Genomic DNA, 11,650 nt, shown 5'->3' on the forward strand with positions numbered 1-11,650 from the left:
CCGCTGATCAGCCAGGCCAGCCCGGCCACGGTGAGAGCCAGCGGCAGGAACCAGCCGGCGATCCGGTCGGCGATCCGCACGACCGGGGCGCTCTCCGCGGCCGCCTCGCGGGCCAGGCGCACGATGCCGGCGTACGTGCTGTCCTCGGCGGTGGCCTTGGCGCACAACTCGAACGCGGATCCGGCGTTGACAACTCCGCTGCGGACCGCATGCCCGGTTCGCCTCGAGACGTGCATCGGCTCACCGGTGAGCACCGACTCGTCCAGTACCGCCAGCGGCGAAGTGATCCAGCCGTCGACGGGCACCACCTCGCCCGGCCCGACGACGAGCACCTCCCCGGCGGCGACGTCGCCCAGCGGCACGATCTCCACGTCGTTCCCGATCCGGCGGCGGGCGGTACGCGGGGCGTGGTCGAGCAGGGAGCGCAGGTCCTTGGTGGCACGGCGCTCGGCCGCCGCGTCGAGTGCCTGGCCCGAGGCGAGCATGACGCCGATCAGCGCGCCCGCGACATACTCGCCCACCAGGAGCGTGCCGACCAGCGAGAGCACCGCGATCACATCGACGCCGACGCGGCCGACGCGCAGCGCATCGATCACCCACCAGGTTGCGGGCAGGATCGCGACCACCGTTCCGGCGATCCAGCATGCGTCCGCGACGGTGGTCGCGTCGAGGAGCCATGCGACCCCGCCGGCCAACAGCGCTGTGAGAGTGATTGCCAGCAGGGCAGGTTCGAATGAGCGGCGCAGTCGCTCACGGCGAGTCAACTTCCGAGCCGACCGGACAGTCATTGCGAACACTCCCATGATCGGACGTCGCCGCCGGATCCGCGGACGCGGCCGGTGTACGACGGAACGAGTACTTCGACAACTGTATGCCCGGGATCCCACGGATCACGCGTGACAACAGCGACACCGCGACAGTCGGTCGACTGGGCGCGCTCGAGTGCAGCCGGCCAGTCGCGGACGCAGGCGTTGCATGAACGGGCCGTCCGCAGTGATTGCCTCGAGCGTCCAACCGGACGGACAACGAACGCGACCGGCCGACGAGACTGCGCCGCAGGACCGGCAGGGACGTCGCGATCTGCCGGATGTGCGAGACCGACGCAGCCTGCGGAGCTGCGACCATCGCCGGCACACCCGCATCGCCCGCCTCGCGCAACTCGATGTCGAGTGGCACCTGTCCCAGGAGCGGCGCCGCGATGGCCTCGGCGAGCCGTTGGCCGCCACCGGCACCGAACAGTGGCGTGCTCTCGTGGCACGACGAGCAGACCAGTGCGGACATATTCTCGACCACCCCGGCGACCGGCATCCGTGAGTCGCGGGCCATCCGACCCACTCGCTGGGCCACGGTCTGCGCGGCCGGCTGCGGTGTGGTGACGGCGACGAGTGCCGCGTCCGGCACGAGTTCGAGCAACGACAGCGTCACGTCGCCCGTACCGGGTGGGAGATCGATGAGGAGGACGTCGAGTGCGCCCCAGTACACGTCGCTCAGAAACTGCTCGATCGCTTTGTGCAGCATGGGACCTCGCCATACGACCGGTTCGTCGTCCTGCACGAAGAACCCCACGGACATCAACGCGACGCCGTGCGCCTCGACCGGCAGCATCATGCCCTTCAACGCGACCGGTGCCCGGCGCACGCCGAAGAGGTGCGGGATGGAGTAGCCCCAGACGTCGGCGTCGAGGATGCCGACCCGCTTGCCCTGCTGAGCCAGAGCCACCGCGAGATTGGCCGTGATCGTGGACTTGCCCACGCCACCCTTACCTGAGGCCACGGCGTACACCCGGGTTGCCGAACCGGGCCCGAACGAGTGCGCACCCTCCGGCCGGCCGCCGCGCAGGCGGGAGGCGAGTCGCAGTCGCTCCCCGTCGCTCATCGCCGTGAAGGCGACCTCGACCCCGGAGACGCCCGCCAGGGCGCCGACCGCGGCGGTGACGTCGGCGGCGAGGGACTCCTTCAGGGGGCATGTGGGCGTCGTGAGTCGCACGGTCACCCGAACGGATCCCGAGCGGTCGACCACCACCTCTCCGAGCATGCCGGCCTCCTCGAGGGGAAGGTGCAGCTCGGGGTCCTCGACCGAGGCCAGCGCGACCTGCACGTCCGCCGGGCCGACCCTGGCGTCCGCGCGCTTCCGCAACAGCTTGGTCATCCCCGGTCCTCCGCACCGGGGAAACGGAAAGCGCGCCGGCGGGGTTTGACCGGTCGCATCATGAACTCCGGACGGCGCAGGCCGGACCGGCTCGGTCCCGGACGGGTGTTGTCCATCCAGGCCCGGTAGACCTCGCGGGACCGCTTGGTGTCCACCACCACGTCGCCGTAACGGTCGTCGAGGCGGGCCTTCTCTACGCGCACCTTCTGGTGCCAGCAGTGCATGCCCGAGAGCGGGTCGGGATGCACGGCGAACGCGAGGTTCTGGTGCACTCCCGGGTCGTCCCAGTAGATCCGCTCGCTGTCCGGGTCGTCGCTGGCGAACGGCTTCACGCCCTCCTTGTAGCGCAGCCGCCACACACCGTTGCCGTCGTTGCCGAGGTCGACCAGGCCCATTGCCCAACGCGACCCGGCGTTTTCGGAGGTGCGCCACCGCCCCATGTGATGGGAGAGCCCCATGACGCCGGGGCGGATCGCCTCGGTGGACCAGACGCGGGCCACGAAGTATCCGATTTCGGTGTTGACCCGGACCAGATCACCGGTGCCGACGTCGAAGCGCTCGGCGTCCAGGGTGTTCATCCAGAGGGGATGTGTGTTACTGATCTCGTTGAGGTACTTCGCGTTTCCCGACCGCGTGTGAACCAGGGTCGGCAACCGGAAGGTCGGCATCAGCACGATCTCGTTGTTCGACCGGTCGATCGAGCGGTAGCTGACGTGGGATTCGATGTAGCCCGGAGTGGCGTACTCGTCCCACCCGAAGTCGACCATGGTGTCGCTGAACAATTCGAGTTTGCGTGACGGCGTGAGCCAGCCGGCAGTCCTGCTGCCGTCCTCGTGCACGATTCCCACCGCACCCGCCTCGCCCACCAGCGGCGGGGTCGAGTCGAGGGTGACGGGTTTGCGGAGCACGCCGTTGGCATCCGGGATCGCGCCGTCGGTCTCGGCGTCCGACAGCGGCCGCTCGTCGAGCCGATAGGCGTCCTTACCGACCTCGAAGACGCCGTATTTGCGCATGTACTCCAGTGGGGTGAGCCCCTGATCAGCGGCCGCTTTCGGCAGACCCGGAACACTGTTCTCGAATACCCAGCGGTAGTACTCGTCGACCGTGACCTTCTCGCCGGGTCGGTACGGCGACTCGAAGAACTTCCGGATACCGAGCGAGCCGTCGGGGTCGATGCGCCAGGACAGCTCGAACCAGAACTCGTTCTCCTCCCACACCTCCCCGGGATTGGACTCGCGGGAGTCGGACACCAGCCGGCCCATCTTCTCCATGGCCACCCGCGTGACGGGCTGCCGGAAGCCGAGCCACTTCCCCGCATACTGCTCGTAGGACTGGGTGTCGTGCCGTTCCGTGCTGTGTCCCATCGGAAGTACGTAGTCCGCGAAGGTTGCCGTCTCCGACCACGTCGGCGTGAGCGCGACGTGGCAGCCGACGAGCGACTCGTCGGTCAGCGCCTCCAGCCAGCTGAAACCGTCGGGATTGGTCCACACCGGGTTGTAGACGCGGGAGAAGTACATCGACAGCTTCCCGCGGCCGTCCCTGAGCAGGTGTGGCAGCAGAATCGACATCTCGTTGGTAGACATCGGGAACTCGGCGGGCCAGATCAATTCGTTCCAGGACTCGTGTCCTTCCGGAACGTTGGGGCCGTGGGCGATGATCTTGTCCCATCCGTTGGGGCTGGTGCCCCCCTTGGTGCCGACGCTGCCGGTGAGCACGTTGAGGAAGAACAGGGCCCTCGACACCTGCCAGCCGCCGAGGTTGCCGGCCGACGCGGCCCGCCAGACGTGCGCCGACAGCGCCGAGCCGGCGGTGGCGACGATCCGGGCGAGTTCGGCAACCTGTTCCTCAGGCACCTGCGCCTCCTGCGCCGCATAGGCGAAGGTGTATCCGGCGTAGTCCTCTGCCACTGCACTGACGAACTGGTCGAAGTCGTCGGCAGGCAGCTCCGGGTGGCGGTGCGTCATGTAGGTCGACCAATTCACCCAGCGGTGGAGGAATGCCCGGTCGATCCGGCCGGTTCGGAGCAGGTATGCCGCAACGGCCAACAGGATCGCGGCCTCGCTTCCCGGCCACGGGGCAATCCACATATCGGCGTGGGACGCCGTGTTCGACAACCGCGGATCGAGAACGACGACCTTGGCCCCGCCCTGGACCTTGCCCTCCATGATCCGTTGCGCGTGCGGATTGAAGTAGTGTCCCGCCTCGAGGTGACTCGAGATCAGGAGAATCACCTTGGCGTTCGCGTAATCCGGCGAGGGACGATCGTAGCCTCCCCAGAGCGAGTAGCCGAGCCGCGCGCCGGCGGAACAGATGTTCGTGTGACTGTTGTGCCCGTCCACCCCCCACGCGAGCAGGAACCGCTCGGCGAAGCCGTCCTCGCCAGGCCGCCCGACGTGGTACACAACCTCATCCTTGCGATCTTCGACGATGGCCGCGCGGATCCGGGCCGCGATGTCGTCGAGCGCATCGTCCCAGCGCACGCGCTCCCACCGACCGCTGCCCCGCGTGCCGACGCGTTTGAGGGGGTGCAGGATCCGTTCGGGGTCGTTCAACTGGTTGATCGTCGCGGGCCCCTTGGCGCAGTTGCGTCCGCGCGAGCCCGGATGGGCGGGGTTGCCCTCCAGCTTCTTGATGGAGAGGTCCGACTTGTCCACGTAGGCGAGCAGTCCGCACGCCGATTCGCAGTTGAAGCACGTGGTGGGCACCAGCATGTATTCGTGCGGCACCTTGCGCGGGTGCGCCTTGGCGTCGTATTCGACGTGGTGGTCCCAGTTCTCGACCGGCGGGAAATTGCGCAGGCGTTCGTGACTGCGCTCGCCGGGAAGCGCGGACGCGGATCGGGTGCGCTCCATCTCGGAAGTCATGACAGTTCCCTTCAGGTGTGTGGCCGTGGGCCGGGCGAGTCGTCACGACAGCGGCGGGTCCTGGCCCGCCCGGACGAAGGCCGTCTCGTAGGCGAGGAGCGCGGCCTGAACCAGCAGTCCCGCCATAGCGAGGAATAGGGAGACGACAAATACGGAACTGCCGGACTCGTTCCAGGACGGGGCGGCCAGCGCTGCCGCCAGCGCGGCCGGGACGACCGCGCCGAGCCAGAACAGCCGCGCGTAGCGGCCGTGTGTGATGATGTGTGCGGCCACGGACGCCTGCCGGCTGGCGTGCTTGCTGGTGTACTCGATACCCAGCATCAACAGGTGCAGGCCCGTCGAGAGCACGAAGACGCGCGTGAGGAAAGCGGAGGCGTCACTGGAGAGATCCGCGAACAGCGCCACGATGAGAAGGGCCCCGGTGCCCACCATCGCAGCCTGCACGAGCAGGTGCCAGAACAGCAGCGGCGACTGCCACAGATCGCGGCCCTCGGCCTGCCCGAACAGGAAGCCGGTGTAGCCGGCGACGAGTGCACCGAAGGCGATGGCGAGCCAGGCCAGCACCGTCACCGCCCCGGAAAGGTCGAACAAGGCGGCGAGGATCCACAAGGCCGCGACGCACGAAAACGCGGCAAGGGCATAAGCGCCCCACACCAGCCACGAGGTCCAGTTGGATTTCAGGAAGATGTAGAGGAAGCGCTCAGGCCGCTTCAGGTCCCAGATCAGCAGCGCCCCGGTCGAGGCGGCGCCGAACAGAGCGAGCGCGGGTGCACCGTAGTCGCCGAGCCAGAGCAGGTCGATGCCGAGGAGGTGGGCCAGTCCCGCGACGGCGAGCGCACCGGCACCGACTGCCTTGGACCACAGATAGGTCGTCACACGCCATCCCCACGGCCGGGGATGTGCGGTGTTCAGCGTGGTGCGCGCCTCGGTGGTCCGATCGCCCGGCAGGTCGCCTGCGGTCGCGAGGCGCTGCGCGTCCGGCTTCGCCCAGATGTACGTGTCGGCGACCGGCGCCGACAGCGGGTCGAGAACAGCACGATCGGCTCCGAGGTAGAAGACGTTGGGCCCGGTATTCTGCTCCGGGGAGCGCACTGTGGTCTCGTGGGTGCTCACCAGGCCGGCGATGCCGCTGGTCGGATCGTCGAGGTCTCCGACCCAGATCGAGTGAGTGGGGCAGACCACCACGCACGCGGGCTCCAAGTCGTTGTCGACGCGGTGCGCGCACAGGTTGCATTTGGCTGCGGTGTGGGTGTCCTCGTCGATGTAGATTGCGTCGTAGGGGCAGGCCTGCATACAACTCTTGCAGCCGATGCAGCGCTCGTTGTCGAAGTCGACGATGCCGTCGTCGCGCTTGAACAGCGCCTGGGTGGGACAGATCTTGACGCAGGGCGCATCCGTGCAGTGGTTGCAGCGCATCACCCCGAAGGAACGGGTGGTATCCGGAAACTTGCCGGTGTCAACGTATTTCACCCAAGTGCGGAACTGTCCGACCGGCACCTCGTGCTCGGTCTTACAGGCCACCGTGCAGGCGTGGCAGCCGATGCAGGTGCGTTGGTCGATCGCGAAGCCGTAGCGCACCGACCTCACTTCTTCCGAATGATGTAGCGATAGACGCCGTCCTCGCTATTGCGTTCCAGCAGCTCGTTCCCCGTGTCCTTGGCCCACGACGGGATATCTGTCCTCGACCCGCCGTCGGTGGCCTCGACGAGCAGTATCTGCCCGGACTCGAGTTTCTTGATCGCACGGGACGCGAGTAGCACCGGCATCGGGCACTTCTGGCCCTTTGCGTCGATGGTGACGTCGATCTGATAGTTCACGGCACGCTCCCTGGTGGCGGAGGGTCAGATGAAGCCGAGGGTCAGATGAAGAGGTTGATCTGGGACCTGCTCATCGCCGAGAGGGCGGTGGCCGCACCGACCGGCTCGCCGACGCCCTCGATGAGCTGGTCGCTGCGCAGACCGAGCAACTCCATGGTCATCTCGCACGGCCAGAGGTTGACGCCGAGATCGGTGCACATCTCGACCAGTTCCCTGGGATGGGCCACCTTCTGGTCCCGCGCCAGCTTCTGCAACATCCATGAACCGGCGCCGCCCATGTTGAGTTTCGACAGTTTCATGTGACTCATCCCCGGCCGGTTCATGCCCGACAGCGCTTTGGTCATCGCGTTGGTGCCGGTGATCCTGACATCGTCACGCACCAGAGGGAAAAGACCCCAGAACGTGAAGAAAATGGTGGTGGACATTCCATAGGCGGCGCCGGTCGAGCCAAGGATCAACGTGGGCCACATCTTGTCCAGATCGCCGCTCCACGCCACGATCGTCATGCTTTCCGGGACGTCATCGACGTCTCGCTTCGGGTTGTCCGACATGCGTCCGGCACCTTTCTCGGCTGCCCGGGAGGCCTCCCGTGGACCTTCGCAAGGCCATTGCTATCTGTGATCTAGGACACTACATTCGTGTATGCGCATATCACAAGATGCTCGTGCATTTCGACTCGAGATTGCGCAAGACCACCCACCTATGCGTCCGGGAGGACTCATGGCCGACACCATTACCCCGATCGAACTCTTCCGGGAAATCCAGGCGGGCAGCATCACCGAGATTCTCGACATCCGCTGCACAGACGACTTCCACTCCGGCAAGGTGGAAGGCTCCCGGCCCGTCACCACCCGCAACGTCCCCGTGTACCGGGTGATGGAGGAACTCGAGGAGCAGGCCGCCGCCACACGAGAGGGCGCCGTGGTGGTCTGCGGACAGGGAAACGGCTCCGCTTTGGTGGCCGAGGAGTTCGAGGCACTCGGACTCCACACCCGCTCGCTCGAGGGGGGAACCGACGCATGGAACCGACTCCTCGTTCCTGCCGAGATCACCGGATTGCCAGGGGCCCTGCGTATGTGGCAGTTCCAAAGACCAGCGAAGGCGTGCCTGTCGTATCTCGTGGGGGTTCCCGGCGGGAGGTCCGTCATCGTCGATCCGGCCAGATCACCCGAGCCCTACCTGGAGGTGGCGCAGGTCCATGACATGACCGTCACCCACGTGGTGGACACGCACGTGCACGCCGACCACATCAGCGGTGGCCCTTCGCTTGCCGCCCGGTTGGGCGCGGAATATCACCTGCCCCCGGAGGACGCTGGTGGCATTGTCCCGTTTCCCAACCGGCCGTTGAAGGACGGCGACCTACTCGATCTCGGCTCCGCGGTGGTCCGTGCGATGACGATGCACCTCCCGGGACACACCCCCGGCACGACCGCACTGTTGGTCAGCGAGACGGTGCTGCTCGTCGGGGACACCGTCTTCGTTCGGGGGCTCGGACGGCCCGATCTCACCGGGCAGGCGGAGGAACTCGCTCGCGACCTGTTCCGCAGCGTGCACGACAGGCTCCAGCGTCTCGATCCGCGGACCGTGATCGCCCCCGCGCACTGGTCGAGCAGTGAAGAGGTCAACTCCGAGGGCCTCGTGATCACCACTCTCGAGGACGTGTTCACCGCGACGTTGCTGAACGAGCGCGCCATCGAGCGATTCGTCGAGCAGATCGTGAACTCGTTGCCCGCGGCTCCGGACTCCTACGATACGATCCGTCGCGTCAACGCCGGACAGATCGCTCCCGCTGACGACGAGATCGAGGTCCTCGACGTCGGCCGCAATCAATGCGCGGCGTCCACGTCCCTGAGGGCGACGTAGATGACCGCCACGCCTCGCCGGCAGGGACGACCGGCCCGAACCCCGCTGGACGAGATCGGTAAGCATCCCGACTATCGGTTCACCCTCGCCAACGAGCGCACCTTTCTGGCATGGGTCCGCACCGCACTCGCCCTGATGGCAGCCGGTGTGGCCGTTGCGCAGTTCGTGCCCGGCCCCGCGGCGATCCGACACGGCCTCGGTTTCGTCCTGATCGGTGTCGGTGGCGTGCTCAGCGCCGTCTCCTACGCCCACTGGGAACGAAACGAACGCGCCATGAGGCTCGGCGAACAGCTGCCACACTCGCCGATCCCGAGGCTGGTGTCCGCACTACTCGCGTTGGCGGCACTCGCGGCCCTGGTGCTGATTGTCGTCGACCTCGTCGAGACCTGACGGTGCGGCAATGACCTTGACCGGCCGACTTCTGCCGCATCGCCGCAGAAAGGAGCCTGCTGTCGACGGCGGCCTGCAGGTGGAGCGGACCGCCATGGCATGGCAGCGAACGGCACTCGGCGTCGGCGGCGTATCGGCACTGCTGCTGCGCTTCGCCGAGGGAAGCCCCCTGATGGCGGTTCCCGGGATTGCCGGCTTGGTGACGGCGCTGCTGCTACTCGTGCTGTCGGAGAAACGGTATGTATGGATCGTGCGCACGGTGGCAGCGGGCGGGCCGACGGTAGCCCCCACCTTCGTACGTCTCGTCGCGGTGGGGGCTGTCACACTGTCCGTGTCGGGCCTTGTGCTGGTGCTGCTGGCAGATGTCTAGTCCGGATATCACGCGCAAACACCTATAATCGGCTCGCGACGCTCCGTGGGAGGTGTAATGGAAGAAGACATCGCAGCACAACTGCAAGAGCTGCACGCGCGCGTCTGCAAAGCCATTGCCGATCCCAAGCGCCTTCTCATCATCAACGAACTTCGGGACCGGGAGCTCAGCGTAGGAGAACTGTGCGAGGCACTCGGCTTCAGTCAATCGAACGCCAGCCAGCATCTGACCATTTTGCGCGAGCGGGGCATCGTGTCGACGCGTCGCGCCGGTAGCAACGTCTTCTACTCGCTGCGCAGCCAGAAGATCGTGCAGGCGGTCGACCTGCTCCGGGAATTTCTTGCCGAGGATCTCGCCGACCGTGCGGTATTGGATGACGCCATCCGCGGCTGATGGATGACCCTGCGCGCGCGGTAATCCCAGGGCGAGGGACGACGCGGTAACCCAGGGCGAGGGACGACGAGGCCCCCGACTGACGCCTCGCCGTCCCGACTGTCGAAGAAGGTGATGCCCGCTCGTCAGACCCTGCCCTTGACCATGCCGTGCCAGTACATGGCCGGCAGGCCGTAGCGCTTGAGGAGCCACATGTCGCGGCGGTCCTTCGTGGTGTCGATGACCGGAAAGCTCGGTGCGGGATTCAGGTCGTAGTCGAACTCGGCAAGCATCATCTTGTCCCGTGCGGTGACGAACGGGCAGGACGAGTAACCGTCGTAGCTCTTGCGCTTGCCTGACCCGCGCATCTCCGCGATCAGGTTGGCAACCAGCACAGGAGCCTGCTTACGTACCGCGGCACCGGTTTTCGAGGTGGGCACGTCCGCGACATCGCCCAGAGCGAACACAGTGGGATACCGAAGATGCTGGAGGGTGTGCTTGTCGACCTCCACGTATCCGAAGGGGCTGGCGGGATTGGACAGCGGACTCGCCGCGACCCATTCCGGAGCCCGCTGCGGCGGGACGGCGTGGAGCATGTCGAAGGCGAGGACCTCTTCGGTACCTGCGGCATGGTCGACGATGGTCGCCTTGCGAGATGCCCCGTCCAGCGACGTCATCTCCGAACTGAGCCGTACCTCGATTCCGTATCGTTCGACGATCTCCTCGAGCGTCTGCCGCCAGGAGGGAACACCGAACATCGAGTCGCCGGGAAGGACGAGTACCACCCGGATCTGGTCCAGTACCCCCTGCCGGCGCCAGTAGTCGGAGGCGATGTACGCGATCTTCTGCGGAGCACCGGCGCACTTGATCGGACCGGCCGGCTGCGTGAACACCGCAGTGCCCGAACGCATGTTACGGATCAGCTCCCAGGTGTGGGGTGCATACTCGTGAGAGTAATTGCTCGATACCGCGCCGTGCCCCACAGACTCGGCTAGTCCGGGCACCCCGTTCCAGTCCAATCGCAGACCCGTTGCCATCACCAGATAGTCGTATCCGATCTCGGAGCCCGAATCCGTGGTGACGGTCCGAGCATCGGGATCGACCGAGGTCGCGGCCTCACGAATCCACCGGACCCCGTTCGGAATCAGCTTTGCCTCGGCGCGGCGGGTTTCCTTCACCGATGCCTGCCCGGAACCGACCAGCGTCCACAACGGCTGGTACCAGTGCTGATCAGAGGGCTCGAGCACCGCGATGTCCGTGACACCCGCACGCCTGAGGCGGGCAGCTGTCGCGATTCCCGCGGTGCCGCCTCCGACGACGAGTACCCGGTACCGGGACACGCTGTTTCCTGAATTCGCAGACATGAGAACACTCCTTCGTGTTCGTGATGTGAAGGCGCGACACCGACCCCGGTTCTCGGAACCGGATGGGCCCGGGATCACGGCTTCGTCGCCATTGATACCCCACCGGGTATTTCACGGACGAGCGTATCCCTCGCGAGATGCTGTGGTCAAGTACCCCGGTGGGTATTCTTCGAGATTCATCTCCACTCCTGTCGCTCGACCATCAGAGGGCAATCGGGCTTGGATCGGATATACCCCCAGGGGTACTTGACATACCATGGGGGGTATATGGCAGTCTTGTCTGCAACACAGGAATAAGTTCCTGCCCGTCCCTGAGGAAACCGTGATGATTCTCGAGCAGTACTACATCGAGTGCCTGTCGCATGCGTCGTACCGGATCGGCGACGAGAGCCCCGGTCGCGCCGTCGTGGTCGACCCGCGCCGCGACGTCACCGAATATCTTGACGACGCACAGCGACTGGG

At 66.3% G+C, this 11,650-nt stretch carries 9 protein-coding genes and 3 pseudogenes; 5 read left to right on the plus strand and 7 right to left on the minus strand.

The window, feature by feature from the left end; all coding sequences use genetic code 11:
- The 6 genes and pseudogenes from WAW17_RS30585 to WAW17_RS30610 form a co-directional block, all read right to left on the minus strand.
- Window positions 1-788: pseudogene (locus tag WAW17_RS30585) on the minus strand (heavy metal translocating P-type ATPase); the annotation flags it as partial.
- A 229-nt stretch (window positions 789-1,017) separates the two neighbouring features.
- Window positions 1,018-2,148: pseudogene (locus tag WAW17_RS30590) on the minus strand (Mrp/NBP35 family ATP-binding protein); the annotation flags it as partial.
- Entirely contained in the window at window positions 2,145-5,012 is a 2,868-nt protein-coding gene (locus WAW17_RS30595) for a molybdopterin-dependent oxidoreductase (RefSeq protein WP_422336590.1), read from the minus strand. The pseudogene WAW17_RS30590 and the gene WAW17_RS30595, both read right to left, overlap by 4 nt.
- Window positions 5,013-5,054: 42 nt before the next feature.
- Complete coding sequence (locus WAW17_RS30600) at window positions 5,055-6,590, minus strand: 4Fe-4S dicluster domain-containing protein (RefSeq protein WP_422336591.1); 1,536 nt, start codon at window positions 6,588-6,590, stop codon at window positions 5,055-5,057.
- A gap of 5 nt (window positions 6,591-6,595) precedes the next feature.
- Window positions 6,596-6,829, minus strand: coding sequence for a sulfurtransferase TusA family protein (locus WAW17_RS30605; protein WP_422336592.1), 234 nt, complete (start codon window positions 6,827-6,829; stop codon window positions 6,596-6,598).
- A gap of 41 nt (window positions 6,830-6,870) precedes the next feature.
- Window positions 6,871-7,380, minus strand: coding sequence for a DsrE/DsrF/DrsH-like family protein (locus WAW17_RS30610; protein WP_422336593.1), 510 nt, complete (start codon window positions 7,378-7,380; stop codon window positions 6,871-6,873).
- Between the two features lie 169 nt (window positions 7,381-7,549).
- Here WAW17_RS30610 and WAW17_RS30615 point away from each other — a divergent pair, with 169 nt between their 5' ends.
- From WAW17_RS30615 to WAW17_RS30630, 4 genes are read left to right on the plus strand one after another with little or no spacing between them, the layout of a single operon-like run.
- Window positions 7,550-8,692: an MBL fold metallo-hydrolase gene (locus tag WAW17_RS30615; RefSeq protein WP_422336594.1), complete on the plus strand. Its 1,143-nt coding sequence runs from the start codon at window positions 7,550-7,552 to the stop codon at window positions 8,690-8,692.
- Window positions 8,693-9,082 carry a YidH family protein gene (locus tag WAW17_RS30620; RefSeq protein ID WP_422336595.1) on the plus strand — a complete coding sequence of 130 codons (390 nt, stop codon included), beginning with the start codon at window positions 8,693-8,695 and terminating at the stop codon, window positions 9,080-9,082.
- 10 nt (window positions 9,083-9,092) lie between these two features.
- Entirely contained in the window at window positions 9,093-9,452 is a 360-nt protein-coding gene (locus WAW17_RS30625; RefSeq protein WP_422336596.1) for a DUF202 domain-containing protein, read from the plus strand.
- A gap of 57 nt (window positions 9,453-9,509) precedes the next feature.
- A complete protein-coding gene (locus WAW17_RS30630) occupies window positions 9,510-9,845 on the plus strand; it encodes an ArsR/SmtB family transcription factor (protein WP_422336597.1) in 336 nt (111 codons plus the stop codon).
- Between the two features lie 125 nt (window positions 9,846-9,970).
- On the opposite strand, the gene WAW17_RS30635 is transcribed toward WAW17_RS30630, so the two are convergent.
- Entirely contained in the window at window positions 9,971-11,188 is a 1,218-nt protein-coding gene (locus WAW17_RS30635) for an FAD-dependent oxidoreductase (protein ID WP_422336598.1), read from the minus strand.
- 325 nt (window positions 11,189-11,513) lie between these two features.
- Here WAW17_RS30635 and WAW17_RS30640 point away from each other — a divergent pair.
- Window positions 11,514-11,650 (plus strand): annotated as a pseudogene (locus tag WAW17_RS30640) (MBL fold metallo-hydrolase); the annotation flags it as partial.

This window comes from Rhodococcus sp. (in: high G+C Gram-positive bacteria) (assembly GCF_049286785.1).
Taxonomy (GTDB): Bacteria; Actinomycetota; Actinomycetes; order Mycobacteriales; family Mycobacteriaceae; genus Rhodococcus_F.